The organism is Kosakonia sp. SOY2, assembly GCF_027109175.1.
Lineage (GTDB): Bacteria > Pseudomonadota > Gammaproteobacteria > Enterobacterales > Enterobacteriaceae > Kosakonia.
In genome coordinates this window covers 1,698,527-1,721,628 of record NZ_JAPVXH010000001.1, presented here as the reverse complement: position 1 = coordinate 1,721,628, position 23,102 = coordinate 1,698,527, and the positions used below count along the sequence as shown (strand labels likewise).

At 54.9% G+C, this 23,102-nt stretch carries 22 protein-coding genes; 18 read left to right on the top strand and 4 right to left on the bottom strand.

Annotated features, from left to right (window positions below):
• The 9 genes from flgD to flgL all read left to right on the top strand — a co-directional run bounded on the left by flgD (position 1) and on the right by flgL (position 9,090).
• Positions 1 to 681: a flagellar hook assembly protein FlgD gene (flgD, locus tag O3S68_RS08120; protein WP_020457432.1), complete on the top strand. Its 681-nt coding sequence runs from the start codon at positions 1 to 3 to the stop codon at positions 679 to 681.
• A gap of 26 nt (positions 682 to 707) precedes the next feature.
• On the top strand, positions 708 to 1,985 hold the full coding sequence (gene flgE, locus O3S68_RS08115; protein ID WP_017456405.1) for a flagellar hook protein FlgE: 1,278 nt from the start codon (positions 708 to 710) through the stop codon (positions 1,983 to 1,985).
• A gap of 20 nt (positions 1,986 to 2,005) precedes the next feature.
• Complete coding sequence (locus O3S68_RS08110) at positions 2,006 to 2,761, top strand: flagellar basal body rod protein FlgF (RefSeq protein ID WP_020457433.1); 756 nt, start codon at positions 2,006 to 2,008, stop codon at positions 2,759 to 2,761.
• 16 nt (positions 2,762 to 2,777) lie between these two features.
• Entirely contained in the window at positions 2,778 to 3,560 is a 783-nt protein-coding gene (flgG, locus tag O3S68_RS08105) for a flagellar basal-body rod protein FlgG (protein ID WP_017456407.1), read from the top strand.
• A gap of 57 nt (positions 3,561 to 3,617) precedes the next feature.
• Complete coding sequence (flgH, locus tag O3S68_RS08100) at positions 3,618 to 4,316, top strand: flagellar basal body L-ring protein FlgH (protein WP_020457435.1); 699 nt, start codon at positions 3,618 to 3,620, stop codon at positions 4,314 to 4,316.
• 12 nt (positions 4,317 to 4,328) lie between these two features.
• On the top strand, positions 4,329 to 5,426 hold the full coding sequence (locus O3S68_RS08095) for a flagellar basal body P-ring protein FlgI (protein WP_020457436.1): 1,098 nt from the start codon (positions 4,329 to 4,331) through the stop codon (positions 5,424 to 5,426).
• Positions 5,426 to 6,382 carry a flagellar assembly peptidoglycan hydrolase FlgJ gene (gene flgJ, locus O3S68_RS08090; RefSeq protein WP_017456410.1) on the top strand — a complete coding sequence of 319 codons (957 nt, stop codon included), beginning with the start codon at positions 5,426 to 5,428 and terminating at the stop codon, positions 6,380 to 6,382. The genes O3S68_RS08095 and flgJ overlap by 1 nt, the downstream gene beginning before the upstream one ends.
• Positions 6,383 to 6,457: 75 nt before the next feature.
• A complete protein-coding gene (flgK, locus tag O3S68_RS08085) occupies positions 6,458 to 8,107 on the top strand; it encodes a flagellar hook-associated protein FlgK (RefSeq protein WP_020457437.1) in 1,650 nt (549 codons plus the stop codon).
• A 14-nt stretch (positions 8,108 to 8,121) separates the two neighbouring features.
• On the top strand, positions 8,122 to 9,090 hold the full coding sequence (gene flgL / locus O3S68_RS08080) for a flagellar hook-associated protein FlgL (RefSeq protein WP_045507066.1): 969 nt from the start codon (positions 8,122 to 8,124) through the stop codon (positions 9,088 to 9,090).
• An 81-nt stretch (positions 9,091 to 9,171) separates the two neighbouring features.
• On the opposite strand, the gene O3S68_RS08075 is transcribed toward flgL, so the two are convergent.
• On the bottom strand, positions 9,172 to 10,383 hold the full coding sequence (locus O3S68_RS08075; RefSeq protein WP_020457439.1) for an MFS transporter: 1,212 nt from the start codon (positions 10,381 to 10,383) through the stop codon (positions 9,172 to 9,174).
• Between the two features lie 161 nt (positions 10,384 to 10,544).
• On the opposite strand from O3S68_RS08075, the gene O3S68_RS08070 reads away from it, so the two are divergent.
• A complete protein-coding gene (locus O3S68_RS08070) occupies positions 10,545 to 11,447 on the top strand; it encodes a LysR family transcriptional regulator (RefSeq protein ID WP_442913104.1) in 903 nt (300 codons plus the stop codon).
• 40 nt (positions 11,448 to 11,487) lie between these two features.
• Here the strand turns inward: O3S68_RS08070 and rne are convergent, their stop codons facing one another.
• Positions 11,488 to 14,634, bottom strand: coding sequence for a ribonuclease E (rne, locus tag O3S68_RS08065; RefSeq protein WP_269231231.1), 3,147 nt, complete (start codon positions 14,632 to 14,634; stop codon positions 11,488 to 11,490).
• Positions 14,635 to 15,204: 570 nt separating this feature from the next.
• On the opposite strand from rne, the gene rluC reads away from it, so the two are divergent.
• On the top strand, positions 15,205 to 16,158 hold the full coding sequence (gene rluC, locus O3S68_RS08060; RefSeq protein WP_269231230.1) for a 23S rRNA pseudouridine(955/2504/2580) synthase RluC: 954 nt from the start codon (positions 15,205 to 15,207) through the stop codon (positions 16,156 to 16,158).
• Between the two features lie 42 nt (positions 16,159 to 16,200).
• Here rluC and O3S68_RS08055 read toward each other — a convergent pair whose 3' ends face one another.
• Entirely contained in the window at positions 16,201 to 17,352 is a 1,152-nt protein-coding gene (locus O3S68_RS08055; RefSeq protein WP_269231229.1) for a dienelactone hydrolase family protein, read from the bottom strand.
• A gap of 85 nt (positions 17,353 to 17,437) precedes the next feature.
• Positions 17,438 to 18,022, bottom strand: a complete 585-nt coding sequence (locus O3S68_RS08050) for a Maf family protein (RefSeq protein WP_269231228.1) — start codon at positions 18,020 to 18,022, stop codon at positions 17,438 to 17,440.
• Between the two features lie 141 nt (positions 18,023 to 18,163).
• On the opposite strand from O3S68_RS08050, the gene yceD reads away from it, so the two are divergent.
• From yceD to acpP, 7 genes are all read left to right on the top strand, one after another.
• Positions 18,164 to 18,685, top strand: a complete 522-nt coding sequence (gene yceD / locus O3S68_RS08045; protein WP_045507078.1) for a 23S rRNA accumulation protein YceD — start codon at positions 18,164 to 18,166, stop codon at positions 18,683 to 18,685.
• Between the two features lie 16 nt (positions 18,686 to 18,701).
• Positions 18,702 to 18,875: a 50S ribosomal protein L32 gene (gene rpmF / locus O3S68_RS08040; RefSeq protein ID WP_020457446.1), complete on the top strand. Its 174-nt coding sequence runs from the start codon at positions 18,702 to 18,704 to the stop codon at positions 18,873 to 18,875.
• 79 nt (positions 18,876 to 18,954) lie between these two features.
• Positions 18,955 to 20,043 carry a phosphate acyltransferase PlsX gene (gene plsX / locus O3S68_RS08035; RefSeq protein WP_269231227.1) on the top strand — a complete coding sequence of 363 codons (1,089 nt, stop codon included), beginning with the start codon at positions 18,955 to 18,957 and terminating at the stop codon, positions 20,041 to 20,043.
• Between the two features lie 6 nt (positions 20,044 to 20,049).
• On the top strand, positions 20,050 to 21,003 hold the full coding sequence (locus tag O3S68_RS08030; protein WP_097407552.1) for a beta-ketoacyl-ACP synthase III: 954 nt from the start codon (positions 20,050 to 20,052) through the stop codon (positions 21,001 to 21,003).
• A gap of 16 nt (positions 21,004 to 21,019) precedes the next feature.
• Positions 21,020 to 21,949, top strand: coding sequence for an ACP S-malonyltransferase (gene fabD / locus O3S68_RS08025; RefSeq protein WP_020457449.1), 930 nt, complete (start codon positions 21,020 to 21,022; stop codon positions 21,947 to 21,949).
• A 12-nt stretch (positions 21,950 to 21,961) separates the two neighbouring features.
• On the top strand, positions 21,962 to 22,696 hold the full coding sequence (gene fabG, locus O3S68_RS08020) for a 3-oxoacyl-ACP reductase FabG (protein ID WP_020457450.1): 735 nt from the start codon (positions 21,962 to 21,964) through the stop codon (positions 22,694 to 22,696).
• 154 nt (positions 22,697 to 22,850) lie between these two features.
• Complete coding sequence (acpP, locus tag O3S68_RS08015) at positions 22,851 to 23,087, top strand: acyl carrier protein (protein ID WP_000103754.1); 237 nt, start codon at positions 22,851 to 22,853, stop codon at positions 23,085 to 23,087.
• The last annotated feature ends 15 nt before the right edge of the window (positions 23,088 to 23,102 follow it).

Here is a 23,102-nt window from a genome sequence, read left to right as displayed (position 1 = left end):
ATGTCTATCGCCGTAAGAGTGGATGACCCGACAAATAACGGTGTCTCCTCGACCAGTAACAACACCAGCGCAACCGGAACAAACAGTGCATCCGACCTGCAAGGCAGCTTTTTAACGCTGCTGGTCGCGCAACTGAAAAACCAGGACCCGACTAACCCGCTGCAGAACAACGAACTGACCACTCAGCTGGCGCAAATCAGCACCGTGAGCGGGATTGAAAAACTGAACACCACCCTCGGTTCGATTTCCGGACAGATCGACAACAGCCAGTCGCTGCAGGCGACAAACCTGATTGGCCATGGCGTGATGATCCCGGGACAGACCGTTCTGGTGGGCAAAGAAACCTCAACGCCGTTTGGCGTGGAACTGACGCAAGCCGCCGATAAAGTGACCGCTACCGTGACCAGCAAAGACGGTACCGTGGTGCGCACTATCGATATTGGCTCGCTGACTGCCGGTGTCCACACCTTCAGTTGGGACGGCAAGATGACGGATGGAACAGCGGCACCTGATGGCTCTTATAAAGTCTCTATCGCCGCCAGCTCTGGCGCAACACAGCTGGTTGCCCAGCCGCTGCAGTTTGCACTGGTGCAAGGTGTTACCCGCGGCAGCAACGGTAGCACACTGGATTTAGGTACTTACGGTACCACCACACTCGACGAAGTACGGCAGATTATCTAAGCCAAAACACTTATCAGGAGTAAGTCATGGCCTTTTCACAAGCGGTCAGCGGCCTAGATGCTGCGGCCACCAACCTCGATGTCATTGGTAACAACATTGCCAACTCCGCCACCTATGGCTTTAAATCCGGCTCTGCGTCCTTCGCCGATATGTTTGCCGGTTCTAAAGTGGGTCTGGGCGTAAAAGTTGCCGGTATCACTCAGGACTTTACCGACGGTACAACGACCAACACCGGTCGTGGTCTGGATGTTGCGATTAGCCAGAATGGTTTCTTCCGCATGGTAGATACCAACGGTTCTGTTTATTACAGCCGTAACGGCCAGTTCAAGCTGGACGAGAACCGCAACCTGGTCAACATGCAGGGTATGCAACTGACGGGTTATCCGGTTGCGGGTACACCGCCGGTAGTACAGACCGGTGCCAACCCGACGACCATTAACATCCCAACGACCGTGATGTCGGCGCGTGCCACCACCACGGCGACGATGCCGATGAACCTGAACTCGACGGCGACCATTCCGACGACGACACCGTTCGATCCGACTAACTCGGATACCTACAACAAAAAAACCACGGTAACGTCTTACGACAGCTTGGGTAACGAACATGCGGTTGACTGCTATTTCGTTAAAACCGCCGCTAACACCTGGGATGTCTACACCAAAGACTCCAGCATTTCCGGCTCTTCTTATGAAAAAGCCGCGCAGATGTCGTTCAGCTCCAACGGTACGCTCACTTCCGTGACTAACTACACCGAAGTGCTGCCGGCCACCACGCCGCGTACCTGGAACCTGAACGCCGCGCCGAACGCACAGCCGCAGATCAATATCGCGCTGGCCAGCCTCAATGGTTCTGCTGCCAGCACTTACTCGCTGAGCTTCCTGAATTCTATGCAGCAGAACACCGGCAGCAGCGGCGCAGCCTCTGTTGATCAGGATGGTTACCCGCCAGGATCGCTGGTGAGCTACGCGATCAACGATGACGGCACCGTGGTGGGCAGCTACTCCAACGAGAAAACTCAGGTACTGGGTCAGATCGTGCTGGCGAACTTTGCTAACAACGAAGGCCTGAAATCCGAAGGGGATAACGTCTGGTCTGCGACCACCGCTTCCGGCGTTGCTATCGTGGGTACAGCGGGTTCCGGCAACTTCGGTAAGCTGACCAACGGCGCACTGGAAGCATCAAACGTGAATCTGAGTAAAGAACTGGTGAACATGATTGTCGCGCAGCGTAACTATCAGTCGAACGCGCAGACTATCAAAACCCAGGATCAGATCCTTAACACGCTGGTTAACCTGCGTTAATCGTCTGACGGGATGGCTTAATGGATCACGCAATATACACCGCGATGGGCGCCGCCAGCCAGACGCTGAATCAGCAGGCTGTCACCGCCAGCAACCTCGCGAATGCGTCCACGCCAGGCTTTCGCGCGCAGCTCAATGCGCTGCGCGCGGTACCGGTAGAAGGGCTTTCACTGCCTACCCGTACGCTGGTAGTGGCTTCTACGCCTGGCGCCGATATGACGCCAGGGCAACTTGACTACACCTCGCGTCCGCTGGACGTGGCGTTGCAGCAGGACGGTTGGCTGGCAGTACAGACGGCGGACGGCTCTGAAGGGTATACCCGTAACGGTAATATCCAGGTGAGTTCAACCGGCCAGTTGACCATTCAGGGGCATCCGGTGATTGGCGACGGCGGCCCGATTTCGGTACCGGAAGGTTCGCAAATTAGTATCGCGGCTGACGGTACGATTTCATCGCTGAACCCTGGCGATCCGGCGAATACTATCGCGCCGGTCGGCAAGCTGAAGCTGGTGAAAGCGAACGCGCAGGAAGTGGTGCGCGGTGATGACGGGCTGTTCCGTCTGAGCCAGAACGCACAAGCGACCCGTGGTACGACATTGCAGGACGACCCGTCTATTCGCGTGATGTCAGGTGTGCTGGAGGGCAGTAACGTCAAGCCGGTTGCCGCAATGACCGACATGATCGCCAGCGCCCGTCGTTTCGAGATGCAGATGAAAATTATCAGCAGCGTCGACGATAACGCCCAGCGCGCCAACCAATTGCTGTCAATGGGCTAATTAAACAGGACTACTTATGATCAGTTCATTATGGATCGCAAAAACCGGCCTCGACGCCCAACAAACCAATATGGATGTCATCGCCAACAACCTGGCGAACGTCAGTACCAATGGTTTTAAGCGCCAGCGCGCGGTATTTGAAGATCTGCTGTACCAGACGATTCGTCAGCCTGGCGCACAGTCTTCAGCGCAGACAACGCTACCTTCGGGTTTGCAGATCGGTACCGGTGTTCGTCCGGTGGCCACCGAGCGTCTGCATAGCCAGGGCAACCTGTCTCAGACCAACAACAGTAAAGATGTGGCGATCAAGGGGCAGGGCTTCTTTGAAGTGCTGCTGCCGGACGGCACCTCGGCGTATACCCGCGATGGTTCCTTCCAGGTCGACCAGAACGGTCAACTGGTAACGGCGGGTGGTTTCCAGGTGCAGCCTGCGATCACCATTCCGGCGAACACCCTGAGCATCACCATTGGCCGCGACGGCGTGGTTAGCGTGACGCAGCAGGGTAACGCTGCGCCTGTTCAGGTTGGCCAGTTAAACCTGACCACCTTTATGAACGACACCGGTCTGGAAAGTCTTGGTGAAAACCTGTACGCAGAAACGCAGTCGTCTGGCGCGCCAAACTCCACGACGCCGGGGCTGAACGGTGCGGGGATGCTGTATCAGGGGTTTGTGGAAACCTCGAACGTAAACGTGGCGGAAGAGCTGGTGAATATGATCCAGGTTCAGCGCGCTTACGAAATAAACAGTAAGGCAGTATCGACCACCGATCAGATGCTGCAAAAACTGACGCAACTCTAAGGCGTTATCCGGTGCGGTAACTGCCGCACCGGAACCCTGATTTTGAAGATGAATGCAATGCAAAAATACGCCGTGCGCAGCTATCCGATTATGGCTTTAGTGGCATTAACCCTGACGGGATGTGCCTGGGTTCCATCAACGCCGTTGGTTCAGGGGGCGACCACCGCTCAACCGGTTCCGGGACCGGTGCCGATGGTAAATGGATCGATTTATCAGACTGCGCAGCCGATAAACTACGGCTATCAGCCACTGTTTGAAGACCGCCGTCCGCGTAACGTGGGCGATACATTGACGATCGTACTGCAAGAGAACGTCAGTGCCAGTAAGAGCTCGTCGGCAAATGCCAGCCGTGACAGCAAGGCCAGTTTCGGCATGGATACCACGCCGCGCTACCTGGAAGGTCTGTTTGGTAATGCCCGCGCCGATCTCTCTGCTTCCGGCGGTAATACCTTTAACGGCAAAGGTGGCGCCAATGCCAGCAATACCTTTAGCGGCACGCTGACCGTGACGGTCGATCAGGTGCTGATCAATGGCAATTTACATGTGGTGGGTGAAAAACAGATAGCCATCAACCAGGGCACTGAATTCATCCGCTTCTCGGGTGTTGTGAACCCACGCACCATCAGCGGCAGCAACACGGTTCCGTCCACACAGGTGGCGGACGCGCGCATCGAGTATGTCGGCAACGGCTATATCAACGAAGCGCAGAACATGGGCTGGCTGCAACGTTTCTTCCTCAACTTATCGCCGATGTAACCGGGGTGAATTATGTTTAAGTATTTGACTGGTATCGTGTTAGCGCTGGTGGCGACCTTCGCCCAGGCTGACCGTATCCGGGATCTCACCAGTGTACAGGGCGTACGTGAAAACTCCTTAATTGGTTATGGCCTGGTCGTGGGGCTCGATGGTACAGGTGACCAGACGACCCAGACGCCATTTACCACCCAAACCTTAAACAACATGTTGTCGCAGATGGGGATCACGGTTCCTGCCGGCACCAACATGCAGCTGAAAAACGTGGCGGCGGTGATGGTCACCGCCCAGTTCCCGGCGTTTGCACGCCAGGGACAGACCATTGATGTCGTGGTCTCCTCAATGGGTAACGCAAAAAGCCTGCGCGGCGGTACGCTGCTGATGACGCCGCTGAAGGGCGTTGACAGCCAGGTTTATGCGCTGGCGCAGGGTAACATTCTGGTCGGCGGTGCAGGTGCTTCCGCAGGTGGCAGCAGTGTGCAGGTCAACCAGCTTAACGGCGGGCGTATTACTAACGGTGCGGTCATCGAACGTGAACTGCCGACCCAGTTTGGCGCAGGTAACACCATTAACCTGCAGCTGAACCAGGAAGATTTCAGCATGGCGCAGCAAATTGCCGACACCATCAACCGTAACCGTGGTTACGGCAGCGCCACCGCGCTGGATGCGCGTACCGTGCAGATCCGCGTCTCTAACGGCGGCAGCTCGCAAGTCCGTTTGCTGGCAGACATCCAGAATATGGAAGTCGGCGTTACGCAGCAGGACGCGAAAGTCATTATTAACTCCCGTACCGGCTCGGTGGTGATGAACCGCGAAGTGGCGCTGGATAACTGTGCTGTCGCGCAGGGCAACCTCTCGGTGACGGTCAATCAGCAGGCCAACGTGAGCCAGCCGAATACGCCATTTGGCGGCGGTCAGACGGTGGTGACACCGCAAACACAAATTGATATGCGCCAGAGTGGCGGTTCGCTGCAAAGCGTCCGTTCCAGCGCCAACCTGAACAGCGTGGTCCGTGCGCTTAACGCGCTCGGTGCTTCCCCGATGGAGCTGATGTCCATCCTTCAGGCGATGCAAAGCGCAGGCTGCCTGCGTGCGAAACTGGAGATCATCTAATGTTGACTGACAGCCGGTTGTTGACGAGCGCGGCATGGGACGCGCAATCACTGAATGAACTGAAGGCGCAAACGCGCCAGGATCCTGGCGCGAACCTGCGCCCGGTTGCCCGCCAGATGGAAGGGATGTTCGTGCAGATGATGCTGAAAAGCATGCGCGAAGCGTTACCGAAAGACGGCATTTTCAGCAGTGATTCAACACGGCTGTACACCAGCATGTATGACCAGCAAATTGCACAGCAGATGACCGCAGGCAAAGGGCTTGGCCTGGCCGATATGATGGTTAAACAGATGGCTGGCGATCAGGCACCGGTTGAGCCTGCCGATCAGATGCAGCAGGTGCCGATGAAGTTCCCGCTGGAAACCGTAACGTCCTATCAAAACCAGGCGCTGACACAACTGGTGCGCAAAGCGATGCCAAAAGTGCCGGAAGACGGCGACGAGCCGTTAACCGGTGACAGCAAAGACTTCCTTGCCCAGCTTTCACTGCCGGCGCGTCTTGCCAGTGAGCAGAGCGGTGTTCCGCATCACCTGATCCTCGCGCAGGCCGCGCTGGAATCCGGCTGGGGCCAGCGCCAGATCCCGCGTGAAAACGGTGAGCCGAGCTTTAACATTTTTGGTGTTAAAGCCACGCCAGGCTGGAAAGGGCCGACCACGGAAATCACGACGACAGAATATGAAAACGGCGAAGCGGTGAAGGTGAAAGCCAAGTTCCGCGTCTACAGCTCGTACCTTGAAGCGCTCTCCGATTATGTGGGCATGCTGACGCGTAATAAACGCTACTCGGCAGTGACCACGGCGGCGACGGCGGAGCAGGGCGCGCAGGCGTTGCAGAACGCCGGTTATGCGACCGATCCAAACTACGCCCGTAAGCTGACCAGCATGATCCAACAGCTTAAATCGATGGGTGAAAAGGTCAGTAAAGCCTACAGCACGGATATCCAAAATCTGTTCTGAAATATCTCAAGTTTTGCCCTGGGTTGCCGATAATCGTCAACAGGACTCATGTCTGAAAGTGTATAAGGAACCTCCATGTCCAGTTTGATTAACAGCGCCATGAGTGGGCTCAACGCAGCCCAGGCCGCGCTTAATACCGCCAGTAATAACATTGCCAGTTATAACGTAGCGGGTTATACCCGTCAGACGACGGTGCTCACCTCAGGCAACAGTACCCTGACCGGTGGCGGCTGGGTGGGTAACGGTGTACTCGTTACCGGTGTTCAGCGTGAGTATGACGCCTTTATTACTAATCAGCTGCGTGCAGCGGAAAACCAGAACAGCGGTTTGACCACGCGTTACCAGCAGATGTCAAAAATTGATGATGTCCTGTCGGATACCACTAACTCGCTGTCGACCAGCCTGCAGAGCTTCTTTTCCAGCCTGCAAACACTGGTAAGTAACGCTTCTGACCCGTCATCCCGTCAGGCGATGCTGGGTAAAGCGGACGGTCTGGTTAACCAGTTCAAAGTGGCCGACCAGTACCTGCGCGACCAGGATAAACAGGTAAACCTGTCTATCTCTTCAAGCGTTGATCAGATCAACAACTACTCCACGCAGATTGCCAAACTTAACGACCAGATTTCTCGTCTGACCGCGGTTGGCGGCGGTGCGTCGCCGAATGACCTGCTCGATCAGCGCGACCAGCTGGTTAGTGAACTGAACAAAATTGTCGGTGTTGAAGTCAGCGTCCAGGATGGCAACACCTACAACATCAGCATGGGTGATGGCTACTCTCTGGTGCAGGGCAGCGATGCGCGCCAGTTGGCGGCCGTTCAGTCCAGCGCCGATCCGGCACGTACTGCCGTGGCGTATGTTGACAAAACTGCAGGCAATATTGAGATCCCGGAAAAACTGATCACCACCGGTTCGCTGGGCGGTTTGCTGTCGTTCCGTTCGCAGGATCTTGACCAGGCGCGTAATACGCTTGGACAACTGGCGCTGTCGTTTGCTGATTCATTCAACAAGCAACACACGCAGGGTTACGATGCGAGTGGTAATCAGGGTGGCCAGTTCTTTACCATTGGCGCGCCATCAACCACCAGTAATTCCAAAAACACTGGTGATGCGGTACTGACCGCAGCGGTCAGCGACAGCTCGGCGGTACAGGCGACGGATTATAAAGTGGCCTACGACGGGACTAACTGGAAAGTTACCCGACTGTCCAACAATACCACGACCACCGTGACGCCAGATCCCTCCGATGGCACGCTGAATTTCGACGGTCTGAAAGTTAGCATCAGCGCCACTACTGGCCCTAAAGCCAACGACAGTTTTACCGTTCGCCCGGTGAGCAATGCGATTGTGAATATGAGCGTGGCGATTACCGATGAGTCGAAAATTGCCATGGCTTCCGTCGCCGGTTCTGGTGCGAGCGATAACCGCAACGGCCAGGCGATGCTGAATCTGCAAAGCGCGAAAGTCGTCGGCGGCAACAAAACGTTTAACGACGCGTATGCCACGCTGGTCAGCGATGTGGGTAACAAAACCTCGACGCTGAAAACCAGCTCCACCACGCAGACGAACGTGGTGACGCAGTTGACCAAGCAGCAGCAGTCGATCTCCGGGGTTAACCTCGATGAAGAGTACGGCAACCTGCAGCGTTATCAACAATATTACCTGGCGAACGCTCAGGTTTTACAAACTGCAAGCACGCTGTTTGATGCGCTGCTCGGCATTCGCTAAGTAAGGGGTGAAAAATGCGTATCAGTACTCAAATGATGTACGAACAAAGCATGCGCGGCGTGACCAACTCGCAGAGCGCGTGGTTGGGTTACGGCGAGCAAATGGCGACCGGGCAGAAAGTTAACCGCCCGTCGGACGATCCCATTGCCGCTTCTCAGGCGGTGGTGATTTCGCAGGCGCAGGCGCAAAACACTCAATATGAGACGGCGCGTACTTTCGCCAAGCAGAAAGTGTCGCTGGAAGAGAGCGTATTGCAGCAGGTGACGACGGCGATCACTGGCGCACAGGGCACCATTGTGAAAGCGGGCAACGGTTCGCTGAGTGATGATGACCGTGCTTCGCTGGCAACTGAACTGCAGGGCTACCGCGATCAGCTGCTGAACCTGGCGAACAGTACCGACGGTAACGGCCGCTATATTTTTGGCGGCTATAAAACGGAAAGCGCGCCGTATGATGCCACGGGCACATATAGCGGTGGTAACCAGGCAATTTCCCAGCAGGTTGACGCCTCGCGTACCATGGTTATTGCGCATACGGGCAATGAAGTATTCAACCATATCAGCAGCAACGCCACGCCAGAACCGGTTGATCCGGCCACCGGCCTGCCGGGCACATCGGAAACCGATCTGTTCAAAATGCTCGATACGGCGATTACCGCACTGAAAACCCCGGTAGCAGGCGATGAAACCGCCAAGGCGGCAGCGCAGGCAGTAGTGGATAAAACCAGCCGTGGTTTGGGTAACTCCCTGAACAACGTGTCGACTGTCCGTGCTGAACTGGGTACGCAGTTGAACGAACTGGACACCCTCGATGCGCTGGGCGATGACCGTACTGTGGCGCTGAAACAGCAGAAGAGTGATTTGATTGACGTGGACTGGAACTCGGTGATTTCGTCTTACACCATGCAACAAGCCGCGCTGCAGGCGTCTTACAAAGCGTTCACCGATATGCAGGGTCTGTCGTTGTTCCAGATGAATAAGTAATGTTTTCATTTTGAGCATGTCTGGAAACTGGGCATGTTCGCTATGCCCGCTCCATCACCCCGGAGCGGGCTTTTTTTTATCCTACGCTTTCTGCGCCGCTTGCTGGATTTGACGGGCGTCGAACAGACGGATCAGCAGAGCAACCAGACCGGAAACCGTTGCCAGCACGACCACACCCTGCCAGGACGCAACGGAGTAAAGTTTGCTGCCCAGCGCAGAGCCCAGCGCCATACCAATGAACACACCAGTAAACAGCAGCGCATTCAGACGACCACGCGCTTGCGGTTCAAGACCGTACACGAGGTTCTGGTGAGCCACCAGACTGGATTGCAGACCCAGGTCGAAACCCACCGCCGAGAGGGCAATCAGTGCCAGCTGGCCATGCGGCGGCAGTACCGGCAGCAGAAACATCAGGGCGAAGGATACCGTCACCAGACCCGCACCTAACTGTGTAACTTTTTCTGCGCCAACTTTATCCGCCAGGCCACCTGCCAGCGGTGCCGCTAACGCACCCGCCGCACCGGCGATGCCGAAAGTACCCGCCACCGCGCTGCCTAATTGATATTTTTCCAGCAGCATCAACGCAAGGGTTGACCAGAAAGCGCTAAAAGCGATGGATAAAAAACCCTGCGCGAAAGCGGCGCGGCGCAGTGCCGGATAGCGTTGCCACAGGTGCGCCATCGATTTCATCAGCGCCGGGTAGCTCAGCGTGGAGTGGGTTGCGAAACGCGGCAGCACCGACCACATCAGCACGCCAATCAACGCAATGCTGACTGCGGCAAGCTGATACATGATACGCCAGCCGAATGCCGCGCCGACAAAGCCGCTGACGGTACGGGAAAGCAGGATCCCGAGCAGTAAACCGGTCATTACCGTGCCGACCATTTTCCCCTGTTTGCCTTCCGGCGCGAGAATTGCTGCCGCCGGGACAATATCCTGCGCCATTGTTGCGGCCATGCCCAGTAATAGGCTGACGACCAGTAATGAAGGCAGATGGCTGGTCAGGCTACAGGCCAGTAACAGCAGCGCCAGTGCAGCACTTTTAACCAGGATCAGACGGCGGCGGTCGTGGCGGTCGCCCAGCGGCAGCAGGAACAAAATACCCAGCGCATAACCGGCCTGTGTGAGTGTCGGCACCAGCCCCATACCGTTGACGGTTAAGTGCAGGTCGCTGCCCATTAATGGCAGCAGCGGTTGTGAATAATAGATAGCCGCGACGCTGAATCCGGCGCCGAGCGCGAGGGCAAAAATGACCCAGCCAACAACATCGGACGAAAGAGAATGACGGTTCATAGCAGGTTCCCCAGGAACGTTAGGTGTAAATAACGAAGTGAGGCCATTTTTACGCAGCAGAGCATGGCGCGGTAGCCAGCGGAGTGGTAAAACGGTTATACGTGAAACGTATAGGTAAAATAATAATGAAACGGCAAGAGCGTATAGATAGGGTGGATTTGATGCGGACGTATATCCGTATCGTGGAGGCCGGGTCGCTGTCGGCGGCGGCGCGCCAGCTGGAGACGACGCAGGCGACGGTCAGCCGCCGGTTGCAGTCGCTGGAGTCGCTGCTTGGCGTCAAGCTGCTCTTGCGCACCACCCATGCAATGAAGCTGACGGATGATGGCGAACGCTGCTATCAGCATGCAAAGCGCGTTGCGGATGCCTGGGTAGCGCTGGAAGATGAGCTGAGCCAGTCCGACGACGAGCCGGTCGGGATTTTGCGCGTACGCGCACCGCATGCCTTTGGTCAGGAACAACTGCTCGGTCCGCTGACTCAGTTTCTTGAACGTCACCAGCAACTCTCTGTTGAATGGATGCTCAATGACAAGAATGTCGATTTTCTCAGTGCCAATATCGATTGCGCTATTCGCGTTGGGGCAGAAGTGGACCCGGCAACGGTATCGGTACTGCTGGCAGAAGTACCCCGATCTATCGTGGCGTCACCCGCGTTGCTGGCGCGTTTTCCTGCTGTCGACACGCCACAGCAGCTCTCCGCGCTGCCGTGGATTGCGCTCAGCACGTTCTACCAGCATGAAATTCATCTGAGTCACCTGCAAAGTGGCGATACGGAGCAGGTGGCGATTGCACCCCGGCTTTATACCGACAGCCTGTATGCGGCCCGCAATACCGCCATTGGCGGGCTTGGCGTGACGCTGATTTCCAGTTGGGCGGTGGAAGAGGAGTTGCGCAGTGGCAAGCTGGTAGCGCTGTTGCCGCAGTGGCAGGCCGCGCCGCTGCCGGTTCATCTGGTTTATCCGTGGGCGCGCTATTATCCCGCGCGGTTGCGGAAATTTTTACAACTGATGCGTGAAGTGATGCCGGGGCTTGGCGGTATGCGCCATCCGGTGCGACAGACATAAAAAAAGCCGACCCGGGGGTCGGCTTTTGACTGCCAGGGAATTACTCAGCAGCTGGCGGTTTCGTCGCCGGAGCGGTTGCCGCGTGTGTGGCGCTGTGACCACCCGCAGAACCTTTACCTTCGAAGACGAAGTTCGGGCGTACCCAGTCACTGTGACGCGGCGCTTCCGGCACATAGGCAGGCGCTGGCGCTTTGGTCATTGGCGCGGTAGCCACTTTTTTAGCCGCGGGAGCAACCTGCGCTACCACCGGCGCTTTCACCGGCTCGGCAACAACTGGCGCAGCCGCTTCTTCGGACGCGTCCTGTACAGCTTCCGGCGCTGGCGTTTCTGCTACCGGTGCGACTTCCTGCTGTGCGGGTTCGGCTTCTTCTGCCACTTCCTGCGCAACGGGACGATCTTCCTCAGCAATCAGCTGCGGTTGTTCATCCACCGGCGTGTCGATCACTTCCGGGTGGGTGGTTTCAACGGCAACCGTCTGCGGTGCTTCAACAGCGGCTTGCGGTTCAACCACTGCCGGCCCGGCATTTTCAACCGTCGCCTGCGGCTCAACAACTTCCGCTTGCGGATGCGCAACCAGTTGTGCTTCAGCCATAGCCGGAGCGATCTCCTGCTCAGGGGCTGCATTGTTTTCAACGGACAGTTCCTGAGTCTGCTGCTCTTCCTGCGCGCGCGGCACCGGATAACGGATCCACACTTTACCGGACGCCATTTCCGGTGAGGCACAGGCTACGGTCAACGGCATTGGAGATTGCAGCGGGTAACGTTCATCACGATAGCGACGGCGACGCTGACCACTCACGCGCAGGTGGCGCGGGGAACGGCGTGAACGGCGCGGCATCGCGTTTTCGCGTGCTTCAGCGTTTTCATCCTGTTCCTGTACCGGCGCGGTTTCAACCACCGCTGGCAGGTCGACTTTCGCCAGCTGCGTGTTTTGCGCTGCGGTGTCCTGGACAGTGATTTCTTCAACGCGGTTTTCTACGTTGTTGTCACCGCCAATACGGACTTTCTGGCTGAGTTGACGCTGTTTACGACGCGGCATGACCTGCACGCGCTCTTCCTGTTCAGTTTCCTGAGCAGGTTGCTCATCGCGGTTCAGCTCTTTGACATCCTGCTGCGCCTGGCGTTTATCATCATTACGGCGACGGTTGCGCTCACGGCGAGGTTGCTGCTGCTCGTCACGAGATTTCGCTTTCTCTGTTTCATCAACAGCGACTGGCTGGCGAGATTCACGGGCTTCGGCGTTTTGCTGCGATTTTTCGCGGCGGTTACGACGATTCTCTTCGCGACCTTCGCGGTTATCACGGCTTTCGCGCGCTTCGTTGCCTTCGCTGCGGTTGTCACGGCGGTCATTACGATCGCGACGGTTGCCCTGGCGTGATTTACGACGATCCTGCTGACGCTCTTGTTTCTCGCCTTTTTTCTCTTCTTTCACTTCAACCGGCGCCGGGGCAGCTTCACCCGCGAACAAGCCTTTCAGGGCAGAGAAGAAACGACCCAGCAAACCTGGGGCGGCAACTGGTGTTGCGGCAGGTTGCGCCTGGCTTGCTGCTGCGGCTGGCGCTTGTGGTGCTGGCGGAACGTCCGGCATAACGAAGGTAGCCAGTGCTGGTTGTTCAGGTAACTTACGTTCGGCGTACTCTTCTTCAGACGGCAGGGCCATCTCTTCTTCGTGCAGTTTCGGCAGCAGGTAGCTCAGCGTTGGCGTCTCTTCGCCTTTACGCACGCGCAGTACGGAGTAGTGCGGTGTTTCCATCTGGTCGTTTGGCACGATCACGCAGCGTACGCCGCCCTGACGGGCTTCGATAGCGCTTACCGCGGCGCGTTTTTCGTTTAACAGGTATGACGCGACCGGAACCGGTACAATCGCATGCACTTCCTGGGTGTTTTCTTTCAGCGCTTCTTCTTCAATCAGACGCAGAATCGACAGCGACAGGGATTCGTTATCACGAATGGTGCCGGTACCGCTACAACGCGGGCAGACATGATGGCTGGACTCGCCCAACGACGGGCTCAGGCGCTGGCGGGACATCTCCAGCAGGCCGAAGCGGGAAATATGGCTAATCTGAATACGCGCACGATCCTGACGCACCGCTTCACGCAGGCGGTTTTCCACCGCGCGCTGGTGGCGCACCGGGGTCATATCAATAAAGTCGATAACGATCAGGCCACCCAGGTCACGCAGACGCAACTGGCGAGCGATCTCATCTGCCGCTTCCAGGTTTGTGTTAAAGGCGGTCTCTTCAATATCGCCACCGCGCGTTGCGCGTGCGGAGTTGATATCGATGGCGGTCAGCGCTTCGGTGGAGTCAATAACGATAGAGCCACCGGACGGCAGACGGACTTCACGCTGGAATGCGGATTCAATCTGCGACTCAATCTGGTAATGGCTGAACAGCGGGATTTCCCCGGTGTACAATTTAATTTTGCTGCTGAAATCGGGACGACCCAGCGCAGCGATATGCTGGCGAGCCAGCTCAAGCACTTTCGGGTTATCGATGAGGATTTCGCCGATATCCTGACGCAGATAGTCACGGAAGGCGCGCACAATCACGTTGCTTTCCTGATGGATCAGGAACGGAGCAGGGCGGCTTTCGGCGGCTTTCTGGATAGCTTCCCAGTGTTTCAGACGGAAGCTCAAATCCCACTGCAGCGCTTCGGCGGATTTGCCCACGCCTGCGGTGCGTACGATAAGACCCATACCATCCGGTAATTCCAGGCTGGAGAGTGCTTCTTTCAGCTCGGTGCGATCGTCGCCTTCAATACGGCGAGAAATGCCGCCCGCACGCGGGTTGTTCGGCATCAGCACCAGGTAGCTGCCTGCAAGGCTGATAAAAGTGGTCAGTGCCGCGCCTTTGTTGCCGCGCTCTTCTTTATCAATCTGAACGATGACTTCCTGACCTTCACGCAGTACGTCTTTGATGTTCGGACGTCCATGTGCGTTGTAATTAGCTGGGAAGTATTCGCGGGCGATCTCTTTGAGGGGGAGGAAACCGTGACGCTCGGCACCGTAATCAACAAATGCGGCTTCAAGGCTGGGTTCAATGCGGGTGATTTTACCTTTGTAGATGTTCGCTTTTTTCTGCTCGTGTCCCGGGCTTTCGATATCCAGGTCGTACAGGCGTTGTCCATCAACAAGTGCGACACGCAACTCTTCTTGCTGAGTTGCGTTTATTAACATTCTTTTCATCGTAACTTACTCATTATTCTTACATTGACGACTAAGCTGCGGGCAAGATAACGCCTTTCCGGGGGAGAACCGATGGCCTCGAGACTATTCGCGTCGCCAACCTCACGGTTGTCGCTCGCTAAAGAGGCGCAGTGTGTCGGTTGCCTGTGTTTCCTGTGGAAAACACAGCGCAATTATCAGGGGAACAGCCTGGGAAAAACTCTCCAGAGAAGATTCCATCTACCGGTAAGGACTGCAACCCGCAGCCCGCTAACTGCCTGAAAGTTCAATACGTCTTACGCCATTGCTGCGTGTATGATCGGACAGGCAAAACTGGTCATTCCGCTCATTTACTTGTTTTAACAAGATTCAACACGGAAAACCGCAACATTATTCCTTGCGAACCCTGTTATAGCAAGCTGACTTTTACCATTTATCACCCGGTTACTCACAGTTTTTTCACCTTTGCCCGGAGATTGGTTTAATAACCGCCGAATCAACTGAGCAAAACGAAGTCACCGAGTCAATTGTAAATATAAGCATAGAAAAATGAGTGGCGCTATTCAGCGTGGCTATTTAGAATCGCCTCCCATGAAAACTGAGACACCATCCGTAAAATTCGTTGCTATTACCGCTGATGAAGCGGGGCAACGTATCGATAATTTTCTGCGTACCCAGCTCAAAGGGGTACCTAAAAGCATGATTTACCGCATCCTGCGTAAGGGTGAAGTGCGGGTAAATAAAAAACGTGTAAAACCGGAATATAAACTGGAAGCGGGGGATGAAATCCGCATTCCGCCGGTACGCGTTGCAGAAAAAGAAGAAGAGGCGGTTTCTCCGCATTTGCAAAAAGTTGCCCAGCTAACCGACGTTATTCTCTATGAAGACGAGCATATCCTGGTGCTGAATAAACCCTCGGGCACGGCGGTACACGGCGGTAGCGGGCTGAGTTTTGGCGTGATTGAAGGTTTGCGCGCGTTGCGCCCGGAAGCTCGCTTTCTTGAACTGGTTCACCGTTTAGATCGTGACACCTCCGGCGTTTTGCTGGTGGCAAAAAAACGTTCCGCGCTGCGTTCGCTGCATGAGCAACTGCGCGGTAAAGATATGCAGAAAGATTATCTGGCGCTGGTTCGCGGCCAGTGGCAGTCGCATGTCAAAGTGGTGCAGGCACCTTTGCTGAAAAATATTCTGCAAAGTGGCGAGCGGATAGTGCGGGTGAACAGCGAAGGCAAGCCTTCAGAAACACGTTTTAAAGTTGAAGAGCGTTATGAATTCGCGACGCTGGTGCGTTGCAGCCCGGTGACCGGACGTACGCATCAGATTCGTGTACATACTCTACATGCCGGCCACCCGATTGCTTTTGACGATCGCTATGGCGATCGCGAGTTTGATAAGCAACTGGCTCCAACCGGGCTGTCACGACTGTTCCTGCACGCTGCGGCACTCAAGTTCACGCATCCCCATACGGGCGAAACATTGCGTATAGAAGCGCCACTTGATGATGCACTCAAACATTGTCTGCAAGTGTTACGCAACGCTAAGTAATCTTTTCCCCCTCGCGTCTGCGAGGGGGAAAACGGGGTTGGCTTACGGCTTCAGCCATTTGTCCAGCCACGGAAACACTTCATTTTGCTGTTCCTGATAAAAGACATGTCCCAGTTCCGGCCAGCTTTTCGTCACCAGTTTGTCGTCTGCCTGCTGCGAAGACCACACCCGATGCACTTTGTCAAAAGCGTCTTTTACCGCCTCAGCCGGAAAAAGTTTGTCTTTGCCACCGCTGAAAATCAGCATCGGCTTCGGCGCGGCAATGCTGGCGATATCCGGAATGTCCATGCGGGCGGGCATCCCCGGATGCAACATATAGAACGCGGATTGACCGCGTAACACATTATTGCCGGGTTGCATCAGGCCGTTATAGGTTCCAAACCACGAAATTACCGCTGTAGCAGCGACTTTTTCGCTCAGCGCCGCCAGTTGCCAGGCGCGAAAACCACCCATTGAGAAACCCAGTACGCCAACGCGTTTACTATCCACTCCGGGATGCGCGGCGATAAAATCGACCGTGCGCATATCCTCATAGGCTACTTCGCCTGCCAGCGAGCGTCCCAGATTGAAGTAGTTGCTGGCCAGCGCCTGTTGTTGTTCATAAACCATCGGGCCGCGATCGCCCCATCCGGGACTGTCGATAGCGATAACCGCGTAACCCCGGCTCGCCAGTTCATCACCAATAAATTTACCGCTGAAAAATTTATCAGCCCATGCTTGCGCACTGGCGAGTTGCTCCGCGTTACCCCACGGGCGGATCAGCTTCTCTTTGCCGATATCAAACTTCGAGCCATGATCGTGCAACAGAACGATGGCAGGGTGCGGGCCGGGTGTTTTCGGCATCAATAACAGGGCGGAAATGCGGTTATCGTCCGTAATGTTTAGCGATAATTTTTCAGCGGTATAAATGCCGCGATCTTCTTTCGCTATCGAGTGAGGAGAAAAGGGTTTCGTGGCGTCCGGGGTGAGCAGGGCGCGGCGAAATAGCTGGCGGCTATGCGATTGCCACTGGTGGAAATCTTTAAAATTGCCTGATAACCACGAATCGGGATAACGCATCTGCGCTTTCAGCGTTTGCCAGCTTGCCGGAAGATTGCCTTCAACGACGCCCTCTGTTTGCCACTTATCTTGCGCATAAACATTGCCAGACGCCAGCAGGGCAAACATCAGCGGCAACGTACGTAAAATCTTCATCACCTCTCCTTAAATTAAAACGGCGTTTTAATATTGGTGATGAATGTAACGTTTGCCTAAAAAAGAAACTGTGATCGCGAAAGCATTAGCTTAACAACGGGTTACAATGTTCACGCCGGAGCATCTGGCACAGCGCAATTAGCGGCAAACCCACTAATGTATTAGGGTCACGTCCTTCCAGGCGTTCAAACAATGCAATACCCAGTCCTTCGCTTTTGAAGCTACCGGCACAGTTCAACGGGCGCTCTTTGCGGACATAGTCGTCGATTTCCTGTTCACTTAAGCGGCGAAAATGGACGTCGAAAGGCTCACATTCTGTTTGCACATGACCGGTTGCGGAATTAAACAGCGCCAGGCCAGTATAAAAAGTCACAATATTGCCGCTGGCTTTCGTCAATTGCTGGCGGGCATTCTCTTCTGTGTGCGGTTTGCCGGTAATTTCGCCATCAAGTACGCACACCTGATCGGAACCAATAATCAAATGCTGAGGGTATTTTTGCGCCAGTGATTGCGCCTTTTCCTGCGCCAGTCTTAGCACTAAATGGCGAGGCGCTTCGCCTGCACGCGGTGTTTCGTCTGTCTGCGGTGCGGCGCATTCGAAGGGTAAACCGAGTTTTTCGAGCAGGGCGCGGCGGTAGGGCGAAGTGGAAGCGAGGATAATTTGCGACATATTTTTTTCACCAAATATGGCTTAACAATGACAGGCATTTTAAACTGTAGGCCGCAATGTGTGCGAATTATTGGCAAAAGGCAACCGCAGGCTGCCTTTTTCTTTGACTCTATGACGTTACAAAGTTAATATGCGCGCCCTATGCAAAAGGTAAAATTACCCCTGACTCTTGATCCGGTTCGCACGGCTCAAAAACGCCTTGATTACGAGGGTATCTATACTCCCGACCAGGCGGAGCGCGTCGCTGAATCTGTAGTCAGCGTAGACAGTGATGTGGAATGCTCCATGTCGTTCGTTATCGATAACCAGCGTCTTGCCGTGTTAAACGGTGATGCAAAGGTAACGGTATCGCTCGAATGCCAGCGTTGCGGGAAACCGTTCACTCATCAGGTCTACACCACGTATTGTTTTAGTCCTGTGCGTTCAGACGAACAGGCTGAAGCACTGCCGGAAGCGTATGAGCCGATTGAGGTTAACGAATTCGGTGAAATCGATCTGCTGGCGCTGGTCGAGGATGAAATCATTCTCTCCCTGCCGGTAGTTCCGGTGCATGATTCTGAACACTGTGAAGTGTCCGAGGCGGACATGGTCTTTGGGGAACTGCCTGATGAAGCGCAGAAACCAAATCCATTTGCCGTATTAGCCAGCTTAAAGCGTAAGTAATTAAGGAGTAAGGTCCATGGCCGTACAACAGAATAAACCAACCCGTTCCAAACGTGGCATGCGTCGTTCCCATGACGCGCTGACCGCAGTCACCAGCCTGTCTGTAGACAAAACTTCTGGTGAAACCCACCTGCGTCACCACGTTACCGCCGACGGTTTCTACCGCGGTCGCAAGGTTATCACTAAGTAATCACGCGCAAGCGTGATGAAGCTTAGTGAGGATTTCCCCGCATAAGCGGGGATAGACCGAACCAGGCTGCGACGATACCTTGACACGTCTAACCCTGGCGTTAGATGTCATGGGGGGAGATTTTGGCCCATCCGTGACAGTGCCTGCAGCTTTGCAGGCACTGAACTCTAATTCTCAACTCAACCTTCTTTTAGTCGGCGATCCCGACGCTATCACGCCATTACTTGCCAAAGCTGATTTCGAGCAACGCTCGCGCTTGCTTATTGTTCCTGCCCAGTCAGTTATTGCCAGTGATGCGCGCGCAGCGCAGGCTATTCGTAGCAGCCGTGGTACTTCTATGCGCATGGCGCTGGAGTTAGTCAAAGAAGGTCGCGCCCAGGCCTGCGTGAGTGCAGGAAATACCGGTGCGCTAATGGGGCTGGCGAAAATGCTGCTCAAACCGCTTGACGGAATTGAGCGTCCGGCGCTGGTGACCGTGTTGCCTCATCAACAGAAAGGCAAGACCGTTGTGCTGGATCTGGGCGCAAACGTCGATTGTGACAGCACGATGCTGGCGCAATTTGCCGTGATGGGTGCGGTGATGGCCGAAGAGATCCTCGGTATTGCCAACCCACGTGTGGCGCTACTAAATATTGGTGAAGAAGAGACCAAAGGGCACGATAGCATCCGCGATGCTGCGGCATTATTACGCTCCATGTCCTCAATGAACTACATTGGTTATCTTGAAGCGAACGAATTATTGACCGGCAAAACGGATGTGCTGGTGTGTGACGGTTTTACCGGAAACGTCACATTAAAAACAATGGAAGGTGTTGTCAGAATGTTTCTTTCACTGCTGAAATCGCAGGGTGAAGGGAAAAAAAGGTCGTGGTGGCTGATTTTATTAAAGCGTTGGTTACAAAAAAGCCTGACAAGGCGATTCAGTCACCTCAACCCCGACCAGTATAATGGCGCCTGTCTGTTAGGATTGCGCGGCACTGTGATTAAGAGTCATGGTGCGGCGAATCAGCGCGCATTTTGCGTGGCAATTGAGCAGGCAGTGCAGGCGGTGCAGCGGCAGGTTCCACAACGGATCGCCGCTCGCCTGGAATCTGTGTATGCATACTCGTCTTCGTCTGCAACGGATGGCGAAAACCAGAGCGTGTGTATATTACCCAAGAGTGACTGAGCGTACATGTATACGAAGATTATTGGTACCGGCAGTTATCTGCCTGAGCAGGTTCGGACAAACGCCGATTTAGAAAAAATGGTGGAAACCTCTGACGAGTGGATTGTCAGCCGTACAGGGATCCGTGAGCGCCGCATCGCCGCTGCAAACGAAACGGTTTCGACCATGGGCTATGAAGCCGCTAAACGTGCGCTTGAGATGGCGGGCATCAATAACGATCAGATAGGCTTGATCATTGTTGCTACTACCTCTGCAACGCATGCCTTCCCGAGTGCAGCCTGCCAAATCCAGAACATGCTGGAAATCAAAGGCTGCCCGGCGTTTGACGTTGCTGCTGCGTGTGCGGGCTTCACCTATGCGCTGAGCATCGCCGATCAGTATGTTAAATCTGGTGCGGTGAAACATGCGTTGGTCATTGGTTCTGATGCGCTCGCGCGGACATTAGATCCGGACGACCGCGGTACGATTATTCTGTTTGGTGATGGCGCAGGCGCTGTTGTGCTGGGCACTTCCGAAGAGCCAGGCATCATCTCCACACATATGCACGCAGACGGGAGCTACGGCGAGCTGCTGACGCTGCCTAACCTTGATCGTGTGCATCCGGAGAACCCGACCTATCTGACGATGGCGGGTAACGAAGTATTCAAAGTTGCGGTGACAGAGCTGGCGCGTATTGTTGATGAAACATTAACAGCCAATAATCTTGAGCGCAGCGAGCTGGACTGGCTGGTGCCGCATCAGGCTAACTTGCGTATCATCAGCGCGACAGCGAAGAAGCTCGGCATGTCGATGGATAGCGTTGTTGTTACGCTGGATCGCCATGGCAACACCTCCGCAGCTTCCGTTCCCAGCGCGCTTGATGAAGCGGTACGCGACGGACGCATTAAGCCGGGGCAACTTGTCCTGCTGGAAGCGTTTGGTGGCGGGTTCACCTGGGGCTCGGCGCTGGTTCGTTTCTGAGTATAAGGATAAAAAAATGACGCAATTTGCTTTTGTGTTCCCGGGACAAGGCTCCCAAACCGTCGGTATGTTAGCTGATATGGCTGCGGCTTATCCGGTGATTGAAGAGACGTTCGCAGAGGCATCAGCTGTTCTGGGTTATGATCTCTGGTCTCTGGTACAACAAGGCCCGGCGGAAGAACTGAACAAAACCTGGCAGACACAACCGGCGCTGCTGGCCGCTTCTGTCGCGCTGTGGCGCGTCTGGCAGCAGCAGGGTGGTAAAACGCCTGCGCTGATGGCGGGGCATAGCCTGGGCGAATACTCCGCATTAGTGTGTGCGGGTGTTATCGCGTTTGCTGATGCGGTTCGTTTGGTTGAACTACGTGGGAAATTCATGCAGGAAGCCGTGCCGGCGGGTACTGGCGCGATGTCTGCCATTATCGGCCTGGATGATGCTTCCATTGCCAAAGCATGTGAAGAATCGGCACAAGGGCAAGTTGTCTCTCCGGTGAACTATAATTCGCCAGGCCAGGTGGTTATTGCTGGTCATAAAGAAGCCGTTGAACGCGCAGGCGCTGCTTGCAAGGCTGCAGGTGCCAAACGTGCGCTGCCGCTGCCGGTTAGCGTACCGTCGCACTGTGCGCTGATGAAGCCAGCCGCAGAAAAACTGGCCGCTGAATTAAAGAACATTACTTTTAACGCGCCGCAGATCCCGGTTGTAAATAACGTGGATGTGAAGTGCGAAACGACGCCAGAAGCGATTCGTGATGCCTTGGTGCGTCAGCTGTACAGCCCCGTGCAATGGACGAAGAGCGTTGAATTGATGGCGTCGCAGGGCATTGAGCACTTATATGAAGTTGGCCCGGGTAAAGTCCTCACCGGCCTGACTAAACGTATTGTTGACACCCTGACTGCATCTGCGCTCAACGAGCCGGCTGCCGTGTCAGAGGCACTTGCGCAATAAAAGAGGAAGACCATGAGTTTTGAAGGAAAAATCGCACTGGTAACCGGTGCAAGCCGCGGTATTGGTCGCGCTATTGCTGAAACCCTCGTTGCCCGTGGCGCGAAGGTTATCGGTACGGCGACCAGCGAGAGTGGCGCGCAGGCGATTAGCGACTATTTAGGTGCCAACGGCAAAGGTCTGGTGTTGAATGTGACCGATGCTGCATCTATCGAATCTGTTCTGGAAAACATTCGCGCAGAATTTGGCGAGGTTGATATTCTGGTAAATAATGCCGGGATCACCCGTGATAACCTGTTGATGCGCATGAAAGAGGATGAGTGGAACGATATTCTCGACACCAATCTTTCATCTGTTTTCCGTCTGTCAAAAGCGGTAATGCGCGCTATGATGAAAAAGCGTCATGGGCGTATTATCACTATCGGTTCTGTGGTTGGTACCATGGGAAATGCTGGTCAGGCCAACTACGCTGCGGCGAAAGCGGGTCTTATCGGTTTCAGTAAATCGCTGGCGCGTGAAGTTGCGTCCCGCGGTATTACTGTAAACGTTGTTGCTCCGGGTTTTATTGAAACGGACATGACGCGTGCGCTGTCTGATGATCAGCGTGCGGGTATTCTGGCGCAGGTTCCTGCGGGTCGCCTTGGCGGTGCTCAGGAAATCGCCAGTGCGGTTGCATTTTTAGCCTCTGACGAGGCGGGTTACATCACTGGTGAAACCCTGCACGTCAATGGCGGAATGTATATGGTTTAACCACGATGAAAATTATTTGCGTTATTAGGGCGAAAGGCCTCAAAATAGCGTAAAATCGTGGTAAGAACTGCCGGGATTTAGTTGCAAATTTTTCAACATTTTATACACTACGAAAACCATCGCGAAAGCGAGTTTTGATAGGAAATTTAAGAGTATGAGCACTATCGAAGAACGCGTTAAGAAAATTATCGGCGAACAGCTGGGCGTTAAGCAGGAAGAAGTTACCAACAATGCTTCCTTCGTTGAAGACCTGGGCGCTGATTCTCTTGACACCGTTGAGCTGGTAATGGCTCTGGAAGAAGAGTTTGATACTGAGATTCCGGACGAAGAAGCTGAGAAGATCACCACCGTTCAGGCTGCCATTGATTACATCAACGGCCACCAGGCGTAAGTGAACATCTCCAGG